The 18503-nt window shown below is 57.9% G+C and carries 17 protein-coding genes, 1 tRNA gene and 1 pseudogene; 11 read left to right on the forward strand and 8 right to left on the reverse strand.

Annotated elements, in window-relative coordinates; translation table 11 throughout:
* The first annotated feature begins 2 nt into the window (after positions 1–2).
* The gene (locus tag XH84_RS05945) at positions 3–1559 is read left to right on the forward strand and encodes an E2 ligase fold family C protein (protein ID WP_128948021.1); all 1557 of its coding nucleotides are present in this window, start codon (positions 3–5) and stop codon (positions 1557–1559) included.
* Between the two features lie 251 nt (positions 1560–1810).
* On the opposite strand, the pseudogene XH84_RS05950 reads toward XH84_RS05945, so the two are convergent.
* Together XH84_RS05950 and XH84_RS05960 are read right to left on the reverse strand one after the other, a co-directional pair.
* Positions 1811–2237: pseudogene (locus tag XH84_RS05950) on the reverse strand (XRE family transcriptional regulator); the annotation flags it as partial.
* Positions 2238–2615: 378 nt separating this feature from the next.
* A complete protein-coding gene (locus XH84_RS05960; RefSeq protein WP_128948022.1) occupies positions 2616–2801 on the reverse strand; it encodes a hypothetical protein in 186 nt (61 codons plus the stop codon).
* Positions 2802–3107: 306 nt separating this feature from the next.
* On the opposite strand from XH84_RS05960, the gene XH84_RS05965 reads away from it, so the two are divergent.
* Entirely contained in the window at positions 3108–3500 is a 393-nt protein-coding gene (locus XH84_RS05965) for a hypothetical protein (RefSeq protein WP_164937332.1), read from the forward strand.
* Positions 3501–4556: 1056 nt separating this feature from the next.
* Here XH84_RS05965 and XH84_RS05970 read toward each other — a convergent pair.
* Together XH84_RS05970 and XH84_RS05980 are read right to left on the reverse strand one after the other, a co-directional pair.
* Complete coding sequence (locus tag XH84_RS05970; RefSeq protein ID WP_128948024.1) at positions 4557–5174, reverse strand: Panacea domain-containing protein; 618 nt, start codon at positions 5172–5174, stop codon at positions 4557–4559.
* Between the two features lie 763 nt (positions 5175–5937).
* Positions 5938–6405 (reverse strand): hypothetical protein, encoded by a 468-nt coding sequence (locus XH84_RS05980; RefSeq protein WP_128948026.1) that lies wholly within the window; start codon positions 6403–6405, stop codon positions 5938–5940.
* A 1527-nt stretch (positions 6406–7932) separates the two neighbouring features.
* On the opposite strand from XH84_RS05980, the gene XH84_RS05990 reads away from it, so the two are divergent.
* A complete protein-coding gene (locus XH84_RS05990) occupies positions 7933–8094 on the forward strand; it encodes a Flp family type IVb pilin (RefSeq protein WP_128948027.1) in 162 nt (53 codons plus the stop codon).
* A 292-nt stretch (positions 8095–8386) separates the two neighbouring features.
* Positions 8387–8462, forward strand: a tRNA-Ile gene (locus XH84_RS05995).
* A 224-nt stretch (positions 8463–8686) separates the two neighbouring features.
* On the opposite strand, the gene XH84_RS06000 is transcribed toward XH84_RS05995, so the two are convergent.
* Positions 8687–9604, reverse strand: coding sequence for a DNA-processing protein DprA (locus XH84_RS06000; protein ID WP_128948028.1), 918 nt, complete (start codon positions 9602–9604; stop codon positions 8687–8689).
* Positions 9605–9966: 362 nt separating this feature from the next.
* On the opposite strand from XH84_RS06000, the gene XH84_RS06005 reads away from it, so the two are divergent.
* From XH84_RS06005 to XH84_RS06020, 4 genes are all read left to right on the forward strand, one after another.
* Positions 9967–11055 carry a nucleoid-associated protein gene (locus XH84_RS06005; RefSeq protein WP_128948029.1) on the forward strand — a complete coding sequence of 363 codons (1089 nt, stop codon included), beginning with the start codon at positions 9967–9969 and terminating at the stop codon, positions 11053–11055.
* The gene (locus tag XH84_RS06010; RefSeq protein ID WP_128948030.1) at positions 11009–12415 is read left to right on the forward strand and encodes a hypothetical protein; all 1407 of its coding nucleotides are present in this window, start codon (positions 11009–11011) and stop codon (positions 12413–12415) included. Before XH84_RS06005 ends, XH84_RS06010 begins: the two co-directional genes overlap by 47 nt.
* A 644-nt stretch (positions 12416–13059) precedes the next feature.
* The gene (locus XH84_RS06015; RefSeq protein WP_128948031.1) at positions 13060–13242 is read left to right on the forward strand and encodes a hypothetical protein; all 183 of its coding nucleotides are present in this window, start codon (positions 13060–13062) and stop codon (positions 13240–13242) included.
* Between the two features lie 64 nt (positions 13243–13306).
* Positions 13307–14908, forward strand: a complete 1602-nt coding sequence (locus tag XH84_RS06020) for a hypothetical protein (protein ID WP_128948032.1) — start codon at positions 13307–13309, stop codon at positions 14906–14908.
* A 122-nt stretch (positions 14909–15030) separates the two neighbouring features.
* Here XH84_RS06020 and XH84_RS06025 read toward each other — a convergent pair whose 3' ends face one another.
* The 3 genes from XH84_RS06025 to XH84_RS06035 are packed head-to-tail and all read right to left on the reverse strand — an operon-like array spanning position 15031 to position 17137.
* Positions 15031–16413, reverse strand: coding sequence for a ThiF family adenylyltransferase (locus XH84_RS06025; RefSeq protein WP_208757041.1), 1383 nt, complete (start codon positions 16411–16413; stop codon positions 15031–15033).
* Between the two features lie 29 nt (positions 16414–16442).
* Positions 16443–16835, reverse strand: coding sequence for a hypothetical protein (locus tag XH84_RS06030; protein ID WP_208757043.1), 393 nt, complete (start codon positions 16833–16835; stop codon positions 16443–16445).
* The gene (locus tag XH84_RS06035; RefSeq protein ID WP_128948034.1) at positions 16832–17137 is read right to left on the reverse strand and encodes a multiubiquitin domain-containing protein; all 306 of its coding nucleotides are present in this window, start codon (positions 17135–17137) and stop codon (positions 16832–16834) included. The genes XH84_RS06030 and XH84_RS06035 overlap by 4 nt, the downstream gene beginning before the upstream one ends.
* Positions 17138–17213: 76 nt before the next feature.
* Here XH84_RS06035 and XH84_RS06040 point away from each other — a divergent pair, with 76 nt between their 5' ends.
* The 3 genes from XH84_RS06040 to XH84_RS41790 all read left to right on the forward strand — a co-directional run bounded on the left by XH84_RS06040 (position 17214) and on the right by XH84_RS41790 (position 18487).
* Positions 17214–17585 (forward strand): helix-turn-helix domain-containing protein, encoded by a 372-nt coding sequence (locus tag XH84_RS06040; protein WP_128948035.1) that lies wholly within the window; start codon positions 17214–17216, stop codon positions 17583–17585.
* 150 nt (positions 17586–17735) lie between these two features.
* Positions 17736–17912, forward strand: a complete 177-nt coding sequence (locus XH84_RS40320) for a hypothetical protein (protein ID WP_208757045.1) — start codon at positions 17736–17738, stop codon at positions 17910–17912.
* A complete protein-coding gene (locus tag XH84_RS41790) occupies positions 17912–18487 on the forward strand; it encodes a HipA N-terminal domain-containing protein (protein ID WP_245471610.1) in 576 nt (191 codons plus the stop codon). Before XH84_RS40320 ends, XH84_RS41790 begins: the two co-directional genes overlap by 1 nt.
* Positions 18488–18503: the final 16 nt, after the last annotated feature.

Genomic DNA, 18503 nt, shown 5'->3' on the forward strand with positions numbered 1-18503 from the left:
AGATGGCCTTCGCGAATTTCTTCGACCGCACGGTCACAGCCGCGTCGCAGGTGCTTTCGAACTTCAACCTCGACACCTACAAGGCCACGCTGTCCAGACATCAGATCGGGTTGTGCTTCGACGAGTCGGCGGCGACGTCGCCCGAAGGACGCGCGACGTTGGAAATGTGCGTCAGGATCCTGGCGCGCCTCTATCCGGCGATCGTCATCGCCGGCGTCGGCAGCGAAGCGGAGGCTCTCGGAAAGGAACTGGCAGCGCTGGCCATCGCAATCAACGACCGCATAGATCTGTCCACCGACATCGCGCGGTCGACGGTGGCGATCGTCGTCGGCGCGACGGACCCGGCCGACGACATGACCAAGATATTCGCCGGATCGGATGGCTGGCGCGCGCGTCTGTCCGCCGACGCCCCGGTCGGATCGGGGCCGACCACGAACCCGTTCGGCGCAGGGGCCGCAGCCTGTTTCGCCACCGCGAACGTGTTTCGGTTCGTGTTTGCACCCCAGCTCGTGTGCGGCGATCTCGATCGCCAGATCGACGTCTCTCTGTTCGACTATCGGCAGGAGAGCGGACCGGGTCTACGGCTGCCGGATCATATCGATTTGGGAGAGGCATACGTGGCCGGCCTCGGCGCCATCGGACACGGCGCGATGTGGGCGCTCGGCCGCCTACCTGGTCTTGCTGGCACGCTGCACACCGTCGATCACGATATGGTCGATCTGTCGAACCTGCAGCGCTACGTCATGGCCGTGCAGAAGGATGTCGGCACGCCGAAATCCAAGCTGGCTCGCAGGTTGCTGAAACGGGAGGGTCTACGCATCACTGCGCATCCCTTGAAATGGAGCGATTTCGTCGCCAGGCGCCGGGACCGAAGTTTCGAGCGGGTCGCGGTCGCGCTCGACAATGCTGCCGACCGCATCAGCCTCCAAGCGTCTTTGCCTCGTTGGATCGTCAATGCCTGGACCCAGGAGCTTGATCTCGGGATTTCGAGACACGGTTTTGATGACGGCAAGGCATGTCTTGCCTGCCTTTATCTGCCGTCCGGCATGGTCAAAAGCGAAGACGAACGGGTTGCCCAAGAGTTGAGATTGCCCGAAGCGAAGCAGGAAGTTCGCGAGCTTCTGCAGAAAAGTGAAGGTGTATCGGAGAACTTCGTGCAGCGGGTCGCGACTGCCTTCTCTGTTCCTTATGCCGAGTTGCAGCCGTTCGTTGGTCAGCCGCTACTCAATTTTTATCAAAAAGCGATCTGCGGTGGGATGATGATCGGTCTGACGGGCACCGGCAATGCTGGCACGGCTGTCGTTCCGATGGCGTTTCAATCCGCGCTCGCCGGAGTAGGACTTGCAGCCGATTTGGTGAAGCACGCCGCAGGCTTGCCGATACCGCAATCGACCAGTACGCGAGTGAATCTACTGCGGCCTCTGGCTCCTGTATTAGCCGATCCGCGTGCTCGCGACACCTCGGGCAGGTGCATCTGTTCCGATCAGGATTTTCTCGACGCATACAGGCGAAGATACGCCGTTGGCGGGACGGCTGGTCGGAACAGCCTGCTACGATAACTGGTCGCAGTGCTGCGATGGCCTGCATTGCGCTATCTGGACCCCGGCGGCCGCTACATGGACGAGGCGGAAGCCATCGCAAACGCGGTGGGAGCGAAGTCGCTCCGCAAGACGTGAGACGGTTCGGCCTTGCAGAACGACGAACCAACGAGCCTCCAAGATTGTCGCGGCCATTCTGGTGTGCGCGAACGCGGCGGCCAGATCTTCCTCCGGGTTGACGCGTGCTTCGCCGGTGGATCCTTGCCAGCAACCTAGCCAAAATCCCCCCGCCCGACGCTCTCCGCGGCCGCGAGCAAGGCTTCTCCTGCCCCCGCTCCAGGGCCTCGCGACCGTCAGGCCGTCAAGTTCATCGTGGGGCTGTACGAGAAAACGGAAGATGGCCCAGGGACCGCCGAGCCGTTCCCGCAAGGCCGGCAACTCGGGATAGAGTTTTCCATCACGATTGAGTTGCCAAACTGGGAAGCGGAAGCCGCGTTTGGCGCCATCCAACCCGAGAAGTTGTCCGTTTTGTCGCTTGGCGTTGATCGTTACGCGCGTTGTGTGCAGCAACTCGGCAAGTTCGTCGGCGCTGCGCATGTCTTTGCCAGACAGGATCTCCGCAGCCCTGATCCGACCGCGGTCCCGCGCTGCAGCCAAGGCCTGATCAAGCCCGAGGCTGCTTTCCTCAACGGATTCGAGCCCCCTAGCGCTGCCCTCCCGCCTTCCCTGGGGAAAACGGCAGATAAGTCCGTCGCACTGCATTTTCCGACTCAGCCAAGGGGCGGTCTCTGGTCGGACGCATCATGCAGTTTAGCCGCATCATCAGTCCCGTGAGGGATTTGGAGGTTAGTAGCGCTAGTAGCCGCGGCTTCTCGTTCGTGATTAGCAACGAGAGCCAGGTCTCGGCCTTCATGGACGGCCCGGCTTTGTTGCCTCGTGGCGACCGCTCTATTTGAATAGGCCTGCCATCAAGCTGGGCGGCTCGCCCTTCGGGACGTTTGCTGAAGCCGAGAACGCCTGTAGGACCTTCCTGTTGCACTTAACGAGATGACGGTAATACGGCCATCCAGCGACCGTCTAGCGGCGATGGCCGAGGCTGATCCCGAGTTTGAGCGCCTTCTGGCGCAGAGATCCTACGCTGCGTTTCATCAGCTTTGCGATTTTGGCGACGGGGGTCTTAGCTTTCGAATGCGCACGCAGCTCTTTGATGTCTGCCTTGGTATATTCACGGCGCACTTTCTTCTTTTTGGTCTTTTTGGCCATCATCACTCCGAATGGTTGGAGCGGTCTTCTAACACGGGCGGCTCGTTCTGCAACTCACCCTCCCCTTGCACTCGCCCTCCGATTGCGGGGAATTTTGACCTGCACATGGGGGCAAACATGTCCATCAAATGGTGGCTACTTTTCTCAGCGCAATGATGATGCTTTCGTGCGCGGCGGTGAGCGGGCCGCGTGAGATTACGAGCCCGCCTTGACGATCGGACTATCGCCAAGGCTGATGACGTGCTCACTCTTGCTTCCGAGACAAGCAATCCTGGCGTTAGCTGTTCCGACGCCACAATGACGTACATGATCATCGTTAAAGTTTCTCATCCTGGCTCAATTGTTCGGCGACCAGAGGTCAACGCCTCCTACTTCCAATATTTCGGCATGGGCAGATTCAAACCAGCCAGCGGATTTTGGCGTTTGGTGCGCGACGCGAGCGATGCGTACGCGACTGGGATAGTGGTGCTGAACCCAGAATTTACCGACCAAAATACGAGATTCTGGGCGCTGCTAAAATCAGCGAAGTCCCGGTTCTCATATAGCACCAAAGCAGGAACGATCGCGACAAATGCCCTCGACTTGTCGCCCGCGATTGCACGCTTTCAAGAGGAGTGTTTCAAAATTTTCAAAGCCAACGCTCATCATAGGCTGCGAGAACCGACCCCCTGGATTGGCTGCGCCATTGATCTGAGTTAGCGCAACCCCTGCGATGAACCACATCGGCCGCCGTACCATTATCTGCATGCTCGTGCGGCTGGTGCTCGCGCTTTTGTGTATCACTATCCGAATTAAAGGGCGTGATCATGAACGTGGAAAAGGAAACTCATTCACTTTCGGCCGAAACTCTTGCATACAGCATTCTTCAAAGCGTGCTTAGCTGTCTCGCTCGCAATCGAGGTTTGAAGAGCCAAATCGCCGAAGATCGCTTCCGGGCAGGCGTGCTCGGTCCCGATGGAAAGCCGAAGCACCTAGTCTAGTTCATCCTCTTGCCGTGCTAACCTTGGAGCAGTCATGCCGCAAATCATTAATTCGAAGAGAATCGCCTTCACCGATTCAGGTTCAACGTCAGATCTGATCTGTCCGCGATGTGGGTCGGAATACCTTTGCCATATGGGCGCGGTCTTTTTCGATCGTAGAGAGGATGCTGAAACAACTGTCAAAATAACCGTCAGTGGCTCAGCTGTTGAGACTAGCATAGTGCCGTCTTCCGGCTCGGGAAATCCGAGCTCAAGGCGCCACGGAATGACAATTCAGTTCACCTGTGAGCAATGCAGCCGACCCGGTGATGTGCTCGATTTGAATATTGCGCAACACAAGGGGGTTACCGAGATGACTTGGTCTTTCAGCCCTCGACCAGCGCATTGAACGTAGTGAGCCGCCGGGCAGTCAGCCTTTGCTTGATCCCACTAGAATGCGGGCCCCTTCCCTTCAAAATATCTCTTCATACGGGGCGCGATATGTTCGGTGTCGTGAATGCCCTGACAGATCTTGTCAAACAGCTTGTCTGAAACTGTTTCGTCTGCCCGATAGACCCACGCGCTGACACCCTTTGTCAGTGAGGCTGCGTGTGCAGCTCGACAAAGCTTGTAGACGACCCAGCTCTCCATCGTGATCCGGCGGTGTTCTCCAACCCCAATGACGCAGGCTGGGTCGTGAAACCGCCCCAACTGAACGCTCGAAACGCTAACGATCAGGTTTGCATCATGCGGGCATGGATCGGTCAGAACAATCCATAGGTGCAGCCTATTCGGGTCACGAAGTGGCCCGGAAGGCATCAACAGTGTCGCCTTCTTCAATGGCAGGAAGGGCATCGACGTTTGCAATGAGTTGATCGATATACCGCTCAGATTCGACCTGGGCCGCTAGTTGGGCACCATCACGCTTGCCCAGAAACTTAAAGATGCGCTCGAGCGGAATTGGTTCGGACGATCCTTTCGGATCCTCCCACTCCGGGCAATTGTTGTGGGTAAAATCCCTCACTTCAAAGGGATTCATTTTGCCGTAACGCTCCCACGTGAGCGCCAGGATCTTCAGCTCCGCCCCTGACAACTCATCCAGCTCGGGAATCTTCAGTTCGCTATTCGCCAAACCGACGAAATGGCCCTCGCGATCCGTTACAAATTCGGCCCACTCGTCGCGATCATCCGAAAGACCATTGAGATAGTTGAGTGTAATTGAGTTAACCGGACCATGGTCCATGGAAACGAATTTGTCCGCCAGTATTGGCGATTCAAACGTTTCAAGCGCCAAACGATCGGCCAGATAGATCAGCTTGACCAGCTTAAGGATGTTGATTTTGCCCCCTTGGGACTTCGCAAAGTAAGCAGCGACTTGAGCGGCCTTGCGAGCGTTGTACCAAACAGGAGTCATTTCAGGCCTCCCACGGTGCGAGCAAGGGGGAACGAACTAGGAACCAACGAGCGCATTATACGGGTAGACGCGCCTACCGTGTCATTGGTTCGGCGTGGCCAGTCACTTCTTGGTAAACGAATGTGGTATATATGCCACATTTCAAAGGTACCAACCGACAATATTTTGGGTTGTCGTTCAACGCGATGGTCTGATCGCGACGACGTTGACCGTCTTCTCCGCTGGCGGACTGACGCGCGAATAAGTAGTTCGACCCCTCGGGCTGCTTCTCGAGGATCCCCAGTGCGCCGTCGCTGAGGGGCACGACGTGGTCGCGTTTGCGGGCCCCCTTGCCCTTCAAACGGGCCGCAGGGACCGTCCAGGTGGTCACTGCCCGGTCGACCTTGGTGTCAGCTCCAATCTTCGCGAATGGTTATCCGGGAATTTTTGGAGGTCCTAAGGTGATGCCGCGAGGCATTCCCCGCCTGGCTGCTGAAAAGGCTACTGGCCGCTTGTGCCGCCATCTCGCATTTCACGCTGGCCCACGCTCCGACTGCTTGCCCTGCCCAGCTATTCCCACCTGCCCGGCTGTGACTTCGGATTGCGACTTGGTCGCGAATAGATACGAAACGACCTTAGCTGTGATGGTTGGAATCTGGGCCGAAGACTTCCAAAGCGCGCGAGTCACCTTATTAGCGAGTTCAAGGGAAACAATTCGGCACGGCGCGCCGCCGACTTCAGGCCCGGCAGGGCTTACACCGCACAAGTCCGGCGGACCGTCTTTCTATGCCGCTGATGACAAAGCCTCGGCTCCAACATATTCCTGTTCCTCGACAGGATCATAGTCCGGCAAGAGATCATAGCCGATGCTTTCGAACCGGCGACACAAGCTCGCAAGGAAGCGGATCTGACGCCGCTTGAGATGCGTCGCACCCCAGCGGTGCACTTTCTCAGCAAATTCCTGCTCGTGCTCCTGAAAGTCGAGCCGGCTGACATAGGCGATCGCGATCAATTCCGGAATCGAATAGCCGGCGTATTCCGTGAACGAGCTTGCGTAATGTTGAAGCCGCTTGAGCACGGCCCATTCTTTCTCGGTGTATGTATAATCGGGAGGCCGCCGCACCTCGTCGGTCAGCCAATCAAATTCCCAGTCATTCCAGTCATTGTAGCGGTCGTGCAGTAGTGCTTTCGCGCTCGTGCGGAAATCGAGCACTTCCGCCAGTTCGCGTTGAGCCTTGGTAATCTTCGCCATTGCCTGCTCCGGATTCGGAAGCAAACGCAACGCCAGTGCACAAGTACTGTATGAACAGTGCAAAACTAGCCGATTCGAGGGTTCCCCGACAAGCGCGATCGATCCAATCCCCTGATTCGAGGAGATTTTTCAGAGTCAATGGAGCACAGGGCTTGCGAAAGCCTGATGCCAGGTCTCGCTAAGCGCGCGCTCTAACCAACTGAGCTACAAGCCCCTGGGGATCCGGCGCAAAACCGCTGACAGCTTCGGGACCGAATGATGTTTGGAGCTGCCGTGGCGCGGCACTCGAAAGCTGACGCGTCATCAATGTCGGCGCTCGTGCGACGCGACCAGTAGTGAGGGTAACGCGAGGTGGAAGAGCTCGTTCTCGGCATCACCAACGCACCGTGCGGGAGATCGATTACCGCCACCGAACTTACCAGAGGTCTGACTTCAGGAAAGAGAAAACCATGGACCGTCCACGTCGCAACTTTTTTCACCGATGTGGAGCCAGAGCTGATTTTGAAGTTCGCCGATGTGCACGGTATTTCAGCTGCTCTTTCATTGCAGCCTTCATCTGCGCGCTGGTGCGGCGCAAGCGCTCGTCCTGGATTATGGCGTCGATGACTACTGCAATGTGGGATCGCGCCTCTCCAAGCGGGGCGCGGCCAGATCTAATCGACTCAATCGCCAATAGTTGTCCTGTACGCGTTTCCTGCGCATGTCCGAGAATGCGGGGTCTGAACTCTCAAAAGTTCCGCCTAGAAAATAGGAGCCCCGCCCTATGGAGATAAGGGCGGGGCTGCTCCCTGCCCCCGGTGGGGAGCCGCGCTGCCAGGAACAGCGCGCTACGACGCAACGTTCGTTTCCCTCCGAGGCTGGCGTTCGGTGGGCTGCCAGAGACTCACGCGTGTACCGCTTTTTCGGTCCTCGGCGTCTCTTACGACGTTGCGCAACGCGATTTCAGAAGGTGCACAACCAGCTGTTTGAGACGAGCAATCTCGTGCTTGCAGTCCTCCAGGTTGAGCTGTTCGTCCGTCATCACCGATACTTCATGACGATTTTGCGTTGTCGTCATGGTTCATGTCGAGCCTTTTCCGATCAAGTGAGCGCGAACGAAAAATTTCCTTGTCCCACTCTCGCCAACCTAATAGCCAAATCGAGGGCGGAGCGCCGACAAAGACAGCACGGAACGTACGAACGGTCCCGTTCCTCGCCCGAGCGCGTTGCTCCGGCCACAGATAGGAACGTTCTAAAAGATCCTTCCGCTCGGCCATGACTTTTTTGCTTTGCGCAGCAACCGCATCGCATGCTTCCCATTGAAGCTTGGAATCACGCTGTGCTAGCGCCGAGATCGCCACCTGCACCAGATTGCGGCAAACGTAACTGGACCGACGAGAGCTTCACCACGACCTTGAAGAGCCGCCCGCATTTGTCCGTTGCGTACAGAGTTTTCGCGTCACAACAAACGGAAAGTCGAATGCGATTCTGACGGCTTTAACAAATTGCCGGTAAATCCTGCGCATTAACCTTAGAAGGGCACGTACCGTGAAAACGTTAGTTCACTTTTTACGCGATGAGTCCGGGGCCACCGCCATAGAATATGGGCTGATAGCGGCGGGTATCTCGCTTGCTATCATCGCAGCTGTGAATGGGCTAGGCACTAAACTCAATACGAAATTCGCTTCGATCAGCAGCTCTCTGAAATAATCAAAGCCGCCTTAGTTGGCGGCCTCATTTTCCCGCCGCGCAAGAACGGCCAATCAGAGGCGAGCTGGGCGATGACGATGTCGCTTGATGCTGTGCAACTCCGCCAGCGACAGATCGCGCCTGCGCCAACCGAGTACCGACGTCTTCGTCAGTCGGCCTGCTCTGTTCAGCGGAAATGAGCTAACGCGCGCCGCAATCGGCACTTCTTTCAACTGGCATTGCCAGAATGCCAGCCACCCTGTAAACGAGCTTCCGCACCGCTCCCCCGCGGCCTTTTGGTAGGCCAGGATCTGGGCCTGTAGCTCAATGGTTAGAGCCGGCCGCTCATAACGGTCTGGTTCCTGGTTCGAATCCAGGCGGGCCCACCAGCCGCCGCCCCACCCACCCACCACCACCACCGCCTCGGCTATCCGAAGTATGTCTTCGTAAGTAGAGGGATCAGCCGAAACGACGTTGTGCTCACCGCGGTATCGACGACGAGACAACGTTCACTTCCGTAGATCTTCAATCGACACTTCTTCGAATGGATCGGCGAGCGCGCGTCTGACCACGAATAGACCGATCACGCGCGCAGTGGTCTCGTCGGTTGGTCTCATGAATTTGCTGGAGAAACCGCGGCATCACCTAATGCGCCCCAGATATCGGCGAGGTCGCGGACACGGATCGCGCCCCGCTTCTCGAAGTTCGCCGGCCAGGTGATGTCATCCCGCTTGAAGCAGGAATCGAGAATGAACAACTTGCGGCGTTGCTCCAAGGCCGCTCCAGCCTGCGTGAGCGTCCCGCTTGTGTCGCTGGCCTCCACGATGACCGTTCCCTCGGTAAGAGCGCTCATCGTGACGTTTCGCTCCGGGAAAAAGAGCTTGTTCTGCGGGACGTGCTGGCTTGCGTACCGAAGCACTGGCACCTGAGAAATGAGCAGGTGCTCCTCCGCTATCTTGCGTTGGAGCGCCTGATTTTCCTTCGGATAATAGGTCCCGATCGGCGTGCCGATCACAGCGATGGTATGGCCCTTCGCCTCGATCGCGGCTGTATGAGCTGCCGTGTCGATGCCGGTTGCCAGCCCCGACACAACTGTGAAGCCGCGCTCGACCAACGCACGTGAGAGCTTCGCCGCACGCAGTTTCCCGTCTTCGCTCGGATTTCGGCTCCCCACGACGGCGACGCATCGGGTCTCGACGAGCTCCCAAGCGCCTTGGAAGTAAAGCATCTCCACCGGATGCTTCGCATCCCGAAGCTTTGGAGGATAGTTGCCGGTGAGATTCAGCCGGGTGCCAAATCTGGAGACGCCAGTTTTCTTGAGTGCCGCCAGAACTTCCGCGGCGCGAGCGTCAGCGACAGCTCCTGGAACGAAATTGGATGGGACGGCAGTGGGATCGGAGGCGAACTTCTCCGCAATTGTCTTGAAGGTCGCGCCCTTTTCCAGCCACAGCGCCTCGTACGCTCCAAGCTCCCTGCGCCGCGAGATTGACCGTACGGCAGGCCCGTCATTCATTCGTGCGAGAAGGCTCATCGTCCCACCCTAGCTACCCCCGCCGCGGCGTCGATATGACTTCTGGGGACGAAAGGTACGGCGCAACAACCATCTTGACGCTCGTCGCAACGCCTCACTTGGATCGGCGGAGCCTCCCATTGTGCACGGGAGGCATCGTCGAGGTCGCAGGCGATCAGGGTTGCTGTCCATTTAGCTGAACTTGACACATCTTGGCAGGCCGCTGCGAGGATCCTGCGATACTGCGCATGAATAAAACGCCTCCGGCCTAATTGTTGACAAGCGCTAATGTTCTCCTTATGTTCTAATTTCTGTTTTGGTTGCACTTGGGATTCTCTGCTACTCGGCCTCTGGCACATGGGTGCTCCGGGGGATTGCTCATAATGGGGCTGTTAGACCAAGACTTGCTGGATGGACTTTCCATTCAGCGAATGATTTTTCATGTTGTTGGACCGAGTGATGATGACTTTCAGTTGATGGATGAAATCGATGCTTCGGGGTTCGAAAGCTTCTTTTTGGCGCGCATTCGCGAAACCAACATCGGCAACCGTTTCAATTTCATAGGGCCGGATGCGGGTGTCTGTCCCTCCCTCAGATCAATAGCCGAGAGCGCAACGAAATTCGTTCAGAGAACGAAGCAGCTGACGGAGTCGTTTCAGTCAGGCCACAAGAGCGCACCGATGTCATCTCGCGGGGCTTTCATCGTAGCGCAACTGGGCGGACTTGAGGTTCCAGCATTCGCTCTCATCAAGTTCGACGACCAGACCGTGCTGCGATATCAGCAAACGCGAAAGGAAGACGGCAGCGTTCGGGCAAAGGTGACTGAGGTAGACAATACGTTTATCGAAGATCGCAAGGCGATGCAGAAATCCGCGCTGATCGTGTTGAACGAAAATCAGGACGGCGGTGAATTGGCCGTCTATGATCGCGTAAACAAATGTAACGTCAGCGAATATTTCAAAACGTTCTTGGGAGTTCGGCGACTTTACACGCCAACCGACGCAACTGGCCGCTTCGTCGATGCGCTACACGCGAGCGTCATTAGATTCAAGTCACTTATGCCTGACGCAGTGAAAAGGAATTGGCGAAAGAATCTTCATGACGCCGTGCAGGCGCGGGAGACGATTGAGCCAGGTGAAGATTTGAATGTGTTCGGCTCACAGGTGTTCGGCGCGTTCTGGCAGGACAAGAATTTTCGCAAGCACGTCGATCGATCGCTTCATCAGAAACGCATTTCGGGCGAAGTGATCGAAATTGATAAAGAGCGCGTCAAACCACCCCCCATGCGGCGACTAAAAACCCGCGAAAACGTGCTGATCATTTATCCGAAGCAACTTGATGATGCGGGCGACTCGCTCGTGAAGGTGGAAAAGCAGCCAGACGGAAGCGCCACGATCACGATCAGAACGTCAGGAATTGAAGACGATGACCTCGCAGATGAAATTGCTAGCCGTAGGCTTGCACAGTCATAGCATCGCACCGCCAAGCGAGACGTGCGACATTTTTCAGCAAACCATCAGAGTTGGCGGACAAGAGCATTGGCGATCCCTGCAGTCCGTGCGGTCAAATGCGACCTCCTTAGGCATTACCATTAGCGCGACCGACAGCGATCTAGATGACGAACACAATCTGCTGGATGAGCAATTGGAGGATTTTTCAGACCGAACCTTCTCGATTCGGATCGTAAAAGTTCGATCAGGAAACATCCTGAAATTCTTAACTGTCGATGGTTTCGATCGGTCAGTTCAATCTGAGCCTTCGCGGTTGGAAGAAAGCACCAAAGTCGTCGTCGCCGAATTGCCGCTCGGATTCAAATGCAACGCCAACGGAATCAGCATCGGTCCATGGTCAGAAGACTGGGCCGCGTCGGTAGTTGCCGAGGAAAATGCCGTCCGCCCTCGACGGCTCGTCAATGATATGTCGGGAAAGGGGTTGCTCCCGACCTCGCCGCGCGTCTGGATCATTGACGAGTCCGCCGACACCTGGTGGTCCGATCGAATCCGCAAAACCGCCATTCAACGGCTAGCCCTGTGCATTCCCGATGCAATCTCGTTAGACAGTGACGGCAACGTTGTCTCTCACGTCCGAAGCGGCAGGAAGATAGCGGCTGTGATCGAGCACGTTGCGACAGGGATAGATATGAGTGGGCTTCACCTGCTCCTGTCCGAAGTCTGCCGCTGGATTTATTTCGAAGGTCCCGACGCGGAGACCAGGCACAGCTTACTTGCATCCGAACTTGTTCGGCTTTGGCCGTCAGACGCCACGTGGCTGCAAGGGCTAAATGAGTCTTTAGGCGGAAGCTTTGAGGCTGCGCGCACGGCATATCGGCTGCATCTGCAGTCGAAAGGCGTGGATGCGTTGAAGCTCATGTCTGACCTTCGAAAGGGTCTTTCTGACGACGTTCGATCGCTTGCCAACAATACTGCGTCACTATCCTCCGGGCTTTGGCGTGATGCTGCCGTCGCGTTCGGTGTCGTCGTGCTGAAAGCGACAACAACAACCCTTGGTTCCTGGCTGATTTGGTTTGCCATGGCTTACCTGGTCGCAAGCTGTGCATTCACCGTCATGGCCGCCAACAGCGCCGTCAACGCGATCGTCGAGAATGAGAAGAGTTTTAGATCCCGGCTATATGCACCTTTGCTCTTAGAGAAAGACTACGAAGAACTAGCGGCGAAGCACTATCGCAAGGCACTGAGCAGTTTCGAATGGTACCGATTCTTCGTTATTCTCGCCTACGGAGTAGCCGTCGCCGGTTTGGCTTGGCTTGCGCAATTATCTCTCGGTAAAGAAGAGCTATTTCGTTTTATTGCCGCTCACCTCAGAGCGATATGACTTAGATGAACACGGAGAAGCGATCGTGGGTGAGACCGTCGTGAGAGTATGGGATAAGCCGTACACAATACGAACCGATCGCATTTCCAAATCTGGTTGGCGCGCGTCGGGCGAGTACGAAGGTGAATCAAACAGCGTCCAAGATCGCACGGAGGGTGCGGCCATTAAGAGATGGTGCGAATGGGTGCGCTACAAGGGAAATGGCTAGCCCTTGACGATATTTTCGTTCGGCGCCTCGTCTCGGCGTCCAGCTTCGGATTCCTAATGCGACGGCCTGTCTGCCGGTTCAGCTGAAAGGAGATCCTCACCTCGGCACAATCGCGAGCATTCGATGGAGTGGATCAGAGCCAATCCCAAGATGTGCAGGAAAACGCAGCGGCTGACGCGCCAACATAGCCTGCCTTCTGATTGGGAGCGGGCGCACTGGCGCTCGACATCCAAACCGCGGGCGGAACGAACGCTGAACTTATCGTTTCATCGGGGCCGCACAATATCGAAATCGCCAGCCGTTGACCTGTGTCAATTGACGGTGACGCACTGTGCGTCTTAAATGAGGCAACGATTCGTTGCATTCGCTGGAGCTGTATGCTCAATAGTGGTGGCTCGCAAATCTGCATCTTTCAACCGCAAAGCCCTATCCGCACATGCCCGACCAGCCGCAGAGCATGCCTTCAAGCCTTCTCCCCACATCCGAGTCCGTTGAGTTCAGCGCCGAGGCGCTCGGGATTACGCTCAAGACGGATGAAAAGACACTGATCGAAATTGATGAAATTCAGGAAGAGGCGGTCCGTGCCGCGCAAGCGAGCAAGAAGTTCGCGCTGCGATAAAACCTTGTGGGTTTTTGAGTCTCCACACTTTTCATGAAGTTTGTACTGATCCAATCGATTTCCAATGAACGTCGACTATCTTGTCGGGCAGCTCAAGAGCGAGAGTGACTGGAAGACGCTGGCTGGGTGTCTCGGCGGAAATCATCGCGTCGTCGGCAGCATCATTCGGCACTTGATGGTCATTGGAGCCAAGTCGTACCTGATCGAATCCCGCTACATCGATCGCGACTATTCGTCCGACTATCGGCGCTTCTACACGCAGACATTCAAGACCTACGACCGGCATTGCAAGCGCGCGCATTTCTTTGCCGAAGATCTTGAGCCCATCGGCACCAACAAGAATTGGGTCGAGCGTGCCCTGGCTCTCCAGAAAACCAGCAAGCGCAGCTATCTTGGTTTTTGCGTAGTGCGGCCGTTGCCCAACGCGCCGATCGGACGGACCGCCCTGCGTGGCGATGGCCCGGCTGGGCCCGATCTTGAATCCGTGGTGACGTGCCGAGCCAGCATCCGCGCCAACCTGCTCGGCGCAGAGCTTGACGTGATGGGAGCCTGCTTCATGCAGCAGGACTCACGTGTCGGTGCTTGTGCCCAGGTCGCGATCTGGACCGGCGCGCGCCACATGCATCACAGGCACAGATACGACTGGCTCTCAGTTGCAGATATCACGCACCTGGCCGTGCCGACGACGGCCGAGGAAGCAACTTCGCTTCCGGCTGGATCCGACTTTCTGACCTCCGAGCGCATGATCCGGGCGATCCACGACATGGGCTTTCAGCCGCTTTGCGTCGAAGGTGCCAATGTCGGCGCCGCCATCCTGCCGTACGTGGAATCGGGATTGCCGGTCATCCTCGGTCTTCAGGACAAGAAATCTCCCGGATCGCTCGGGCATGCCGTTACGGTAATTGGCCGCGTGTTCGGCAAGCAGAATACCCTCAGCAACCAGCTTGCCGATTATTTTCCGGCCTACATCGTCCACGACGATCAGGCTGGGCCTTACATGCTGCTTCCCAAAGACGCGAAAACGGCGGCCGCGTACAAGTTCGACCCTCACCAACTGGTGCGCCATCGCCTGCATGGCACGCTGCAGGTCGATCTCAACGTGGCGGACCACGCCGTTTTCGCCGTCGTGCTCATGCCGCTCCGGGCATTCTCGACGGCCGGCGCCGCAGAACGCACGGCCTGGGGCCGACTAGACGCCACCTTGGGCGACATGAAGAGCATCCGTAGCAAGCTGGCCAAGCAGGGGGTTCAAGTGAATGACCGGCTTCTCAACGAGCTCATCGAGGCGCACAAGAAGAAGCGAATCGTCATGCGCACCTATCTGACCTCCGCCTCGGGCTATCGTACTCACATCGCTCAGTCCTCTGCATCGGGCGGATTGAAAGATCTACTGATGCGCCTGCACCTGCCTCACTTCACCTGGATCACCGAGATCTCGACCGTCGACTCGTACAACCAGGCCTCGCCCGGGCTACGACGCATGTACGGACACAGCATTCTGGACGCGACGTCGACAGGCAAGGACGCCGCGGGTCTGCTCTCCCTGCACTTGCCAGGTATGCTCATCGTCCGCGACGTCGATGCGGAGCCCGGCAAAGACGAGAAGGTCTTTGCCATCAGGGATGACGGCCTCTACGAGTGTCGCGAGAAGCGCTTCATGCACTAATTAAAGCGCGATGAGATCAGGATGAATGGTCATCGCGCTTTAGCATCTTGTTTGATGTATGATCTTTTCGAAAAACTGCGGCACACTTGCGCTGACGCGGCCCTTCGGGTCCGGATGACGCTCTAGCGCGGGCGCACCGGCAACGGGAAATGATCGCCCCGGCCCAAGCGACCGTGATCGATACCCGAACACTCCAAACACTCCGGATCCTGGCGCGGAACGTCGTAGCTTGCGCAGTTCTTGCGCGAATTCCACCGGAACCACGCCGTCTCCGCCCCATTATTTTTTAGTCCAGTCATATGGAACAGGAAGTCGTCGGCGGCATGCGCGCAGGCGATCGCGTTCATGGTCACGACGCTTGGCGCCGCCACCCCCGGATCGTCGAGATAGGCATAGCCTTTCTTGACCGTATCCGGCACGGCTTCATCCTGGATGCGAGCCGGGTTGATGAGGCCGTTGCACCACAAACAACCGTGACCGGGGCGCACGCTGCGCGCGACGCAGAACACATCGCCGACTTCGCCGGCTTGGCTGACCGGAATTTTTGCGCCGACTTGCACGCCGGGAATGCCGTACTGGTTGACGATGGCGTTGAACAACAGCCGCGCACTCATCGTATCGGCCGCCAGGAAGAGATAGTCGCAATCGATAAAACGAGTTGCCACGTCGGCGTCGAGAAAGTCGCGCGGCAAGGCGAGCACCTTCGCGTTCGGATTCGCGCGCTTGATGTTGCGAGCCGCCATATGGACCTTGTATTGGCGCAACAGCTCGCGGATGCGCGCCGGCAGCCATGCGGGCGGCGACGCGTCCGAGCGCCAAGCGGCGATCAGGCGCGGCAGGTTCGTCGTCTCGGCCTTGTCAGGATCGGCGAGAACGAATTCACCCACGCCAAGCCGGCCAAGCAACTCTGCCAGAATCGATCCTGCGCCGCCCAGGCCGATGATGCCAACACGGGTGCGGGCCAGGATGGCTTGCCCACGGTCGCCGAACAACCGACTTTGTCGGTCATAGTCCGGAATGCGGCTCGCCACTGCGGGCGGCCCGGGAAACAACTCAAGGCGCTTACCGCCGATCACCGCGGCACTTGCGAGCGGTGCTCGCCGCCCGCCGGGCAGCCAGAGATCGCCCGCTACGGCGGCGCCAGCGAACACGAGCGCGCCGACGGGCATACCGCGCGCGATATCGATCAACGCGGGATAGCCGCGCTCATGCGAGGCCATGTCGTCCGGCGAGAAGGCAACAGTGGTCGTGCCACCGTGATTATGTATCGCAAGATACGCGAGCTTGAGGTCGCGCGCGCGCAGGATGCGGCTTTGGATGAACTGGGCCTTAAGCATCCGGTAGCCGTATTTCCCCGGCACATAGTCGACGCCGTCGACGGCCAGATGCAGCTCTCGCGCGACGAGGCGCAGGCCGCGGTCCGACTGGCAAATTCCGGCCAGAATGATCGCGCCGTGCTCGTCGTGATCACCGGGGAAGAGGTGCCGCATCAGGGTCTGGTACATACCTTCGGGCAGAGTCAGGCGCCAAGGACCTATGGATGGGTACGAAGCCATTGCATCACTTTCAGGAGTTTGAGCGCCGCGGTGTCGGTCGCCGGGTTAAGCTTGTTTGAGCGGCGCGAGATCTGCATCGCCGGGCTGCCGCGATGAGAGGCCAGCCCAAGACCTTCGCCAAGTGGGCGCCCATCGGTGCGCTTCAACTCCGCGCAGGTGAAATGCGGGTACACATCCGCGTACGGATATTGAAACGTGATTTGAAAGCCGATCCAGATCGTCGGCTGGACATAGGGCGGGCCGAGCGGCACGTCGCGCACCATGACGTATGCGCCGCCCGAACCGTCCGGTTCGGCATCGATCTGGCACTCGGGGAAGGATGAGCGGATCTCCGCAATGGCCTTCTCAATGGCAGGCGTAATCGCGGTCATGAGTTGTCATCATTCGGAATGGCCAGGAAGCGATCGCCGTCATGCACCGTGATCTTCTGATCGTCGCCGATCAGCTCGGTCTTGCCGCCGCCGCGCTCGATGCTCAGCACGAAGTCGAGCTGGATCGGAACGTGCTGCGCAATCGCCGCCTGTTTGATGCTCAGGCCGGTCTGCTTCTTGTCCTCGACCGTGACCGGTTTTTCGTTGACGAAAAGACTGACGGGCTTGTCGGGGCCACCGCCATGACCTCCGCCCTGACCCGGATTGCCGCCCGGGTGGTCTTTTTCCTCGTTGCTCGCCATGATGATCTCCTTGCGAAAGTGAAACTGAATTGCTAGTGTGAAATCAGTATTGTGATATAGGTGGAGAATTGCAAGAGTGAAATCGAAAAATTCTGACCCTGCCCAGTTCGACGTCGCCGCTCTTCATGCCGCGCTCGATGCAGAACGGATCGCCCGGCGGTTGACCTGGAAGGATGTCTCCGGGGAATCGGGTGTAAGCGCCTCAACACTAACGCGTTTGTCCCAGGGTAGGCGTCCCGACGTCGACAGTTTGGCAGCTCTTACGCAATGGCTTGGCCTGCCGGCTGACCGCTTTATGGGGCAGCGGAAGGTCGCTTTCGGCGCGGCCAGCCCTTTGACCCAGATCTCGTCCATCCTGCGCGAAGATCCCAATCTCAATGAGAACGCCGCTGCGGCTTTGGACGAGCTGATCAAGGCGACGTACGCCCGACTGCGATCTCAGAAATGAGATGACCGGCAGATTCGAGCCACCAGCTCTACATCGATCAGCTTCAGTTTTTAGTCAGAGTGCAGATCGCGTGGCATACGCAATTGCGTATTAAGCATAATCGGCCGATATTCGCGGGCGCGTATATTGACGGTATATACGCGTTTGCGTATGCAGCTTATGGATACGATTGCCCGCCCCCCCCCCAGCAAATCGGCGCCGGGATCAGGCGCTACCGGCGGCAGAAAGCTGCGCATCTTGATAGATGCGCTGGCCGCGCTCGACCTCGAGTTGGTCATCCAGCCGCGCACCCAATTGACGGCTGAAGCGATTGAGGATCTGTTCTGATGGCGCGTCGTCCTGCCCGCGCGCCGCTCAACGTCTATCTCAACGCACGGCTGGTCGGGTGGCTGCGGCGCGAGAGCAGCGGCGCAATCGATTTCGAGTATGACAAGCAGTGGCTCGCGTGGGAAAATGCCATCCCCGTTTCGGTGTCGCTGCCTCTGCGCGATATAGGCGCGGGCGTTCTCCAGCGCGGCGTCGCTGCAGCCCAAGATCGTTCGGAACGGCTCGCCATGTGTCAGCCGGTATTTATCGATGCCCGGCGTGATCATCAGCGGCGAGTATCCGGCCGGCACTTCGGGCATTCCGCGAACGCCGATGATCTGGCCAGCGGAATCCTGGAACCAGTCGAGAGAGCCATGCACTTTCCAGACGGCAACGGTACGGGTCCGATTAACGAAAACGCGCGTGTTCGAAGCGCGCGCGCGCGATTGCAAATAACCGTAGTTGAAGCCGGTGAACGTGCTTACATCGACGGCATCGGCCGCATATTCGGCAAGCTGGTCATAGTTAGGCGTGACGACATGGACGGTCTTGTGCGTGCTGTCGAAGAGATGGCGGTACAGCCGCGAAAGGGGTAGCGCGCGCCGATCCGCC

The sequence above is a fragment of the Bradyrhizobium nanningense genome, assembly GCF_004114535.1.
In the GTDB taxonomy this organism is placed as follows: domain Bacteria; phylum Pseudomonadota; class Alphaproteobacteria; order Rhizobiales; family Xanthobacteraceae; genus Bradyrhizobium; species Bradyrhizobium nanningense.

Bases quoted from the DNA above. Each gene is read 5' to 3' on its own strand.
- XH84_RS05970 (WP_128948024.1), bottom strand. From the start codon at position 5,174: ATGACTCCTGTTTGGTACAACGCTCGCAAGGCCGCTCAAGTCGCTGCT.
- XH84_RS05965 (WP_164937332.1), top strand. From the start codon at position 3,108: ATGATCATCGTTAAAGTTTCTCATCCTGGCTCAATTGTTCGGCGACCA.
- XH84_RS06000 (WP_128948028.1), bottom strand. From the start codon at position 9,604: ATGAGCCTTCTCGCACGAATGAATGACGGGCCTGCCGTACGGTCAATC.
- XH84_RS40320 (WP_208757045.1), top strand. From the start codon at position 17,736: ATGCAGCTTATGGATACGATTGCCCGCCCCCCCCCCAGCAAATCGGCG.
- XH84_RS06020 (WP_128948032.1), top strand. From the start codon at position 13,307: ATGAACGTCGACTATCTTGTCGGGCAGCTCAAGAGCGAGAGTGACTGG.
- XH84_RS05960 (WP_128948022.1), bottom strand. From the start codon at position 2,801: ATGGCCAAAAAGACCAAAAAGAAGAAAGTGCGCCGTGAATATACCAAG.
- XH84_RS06010 (WP_128948030.1), top strand. From the start codon at position 11,009: ATGACCTCGCAGATGAAATTGCTAGCCGTAGGCTTGCACAGTCATAGC.
- XH84_RS06030 (WP_208757043.1), bottom strand. From the start codon at position 16,835: ATGACCGCGATTACGCCTGCCATTGAGAAGGCCATTGCGGAGATCCGC.
- XH84_RS05980 (WP_128948026.1), bottom strand. From the start codon at position 6,405: ATGGCGAAGATTACCAAGGCTCAACGCGAACTGGCGGAAGTGCTCGAT.
- XH84_RS06015 (WP_128948031.1), top strand. From the start codon at position 13,060: ATGCCCGACCAGCCGCAGAGCATGCCTTCAAGCCTTCTCCCCACATCC.
- XH84_RS06035 (WP_128948034.1), bottom strand. From the start codon at position 17,137: ATGGCGAGCAACGAGGAAAAAGACCACCCGGGCGGCAATCCGGGTCAG.
- XH84_RS06025 (WP_208757041.1), bottom strand. From the start codon at position 16,413: ATGTACCAGACCCTGATGCGGCACCTCTTCCCCGGTGATCACGACGAG.
- XH84_RS41790 (WP_245471610.1), top strand. From the start codon at position 17,912: ATGGCGCGTCGTCCTGCCCGCGCGCCGCTCAACGTCTATCTCAACGCA.
- XH84_RS06005 (WP_128948029.1), top strand. From the start codon at position 9,967: ATGGGGCTGTTAGACCAAGACTTGCTGGATGGACTTTCCATTCAGCGA.
- XH84_RS05945 (WP_128948021.1), top strand. From the start codon at position 3: ATGGCCTTCGCGAATTTCTTCGACCGCACGGTCACAGCCGCGTCGCAG.